General features: G+C 53.0%; 1 protein-coding gene. It reads right to left on the bottom strand.

The genetic code is table 11. The features are described 5' to 3' along the window. Positions 1-685: Ig-like domain-containing protein (locus AC27K1_RS21625; RefSeq protein WP_487152869.1), on the bottom strand; the 685-nt coding region annotated here is incomplete at both ends.

The following is a 685-nucleotide window of genomic DNA, read 5'->3' as shown; positions in this document are numbered from 1 at the left end:
TTGACGGGTTTCTCCCGCGGCCAGATCCTGAAAGTCACTGCCCGGATTAAAACTGAAGGTGCCGTCATTGTTGTTGGTTACCGTGCCTTCTGTCGGCTGGGTCACGATGTTGAAGGTGTGGGTATCCGTGGTATCGGCATCCGTGGAACTGAAATTGCCGGTCACTGCCGCGCCATCTTCCGTGGCACTGACACTCTCAACCGCCGCTGTTGGTTTGTCGTTGGTGCCCGTGATCGTAATCGTGATCGTGCCCGGTTCACTGCTGGCATTATCTTCACCGGAATCATCAACCGCCACATAGGTAAACGTGACCTGACGAGTTTCTCCGACCGCCAGATCCTGGAAGTCACTGCCCGGATTGAAACTGAAGGTACCGTCATTGTTATTGATGACCGAGCCTTCAGCTGGCTGGGTCAGGATATTGAATGTATGGGTATCACTCAGGTTTTCATCAGTCGCACTGAAACTACCGGAGACCGCACTACCGTCTTCCACTACCGAATTTACACTGACAAGCTCAGCTACCGGCTGACTATTGGAGCCGCTGACGGTGATGGTCGCGGTGGCTGTTGACGTCACACCCTCATCATCACTCATGGTATAGCTGACAGTTACCGTGGCACTTTCGCCGATGGCCAGGTAATCAAAATCACCCGCAGGATTGAATTCCAGTCGATTATTAACG

Source organism: Kistimonas ophiarachnellae, from assembly GCF_057552235.1.
The sequence above is the reverse complement of the archived record's forward strand: the minus strand, read 5'-3'. Positions and strand labels throughout refer to the sequence as shown.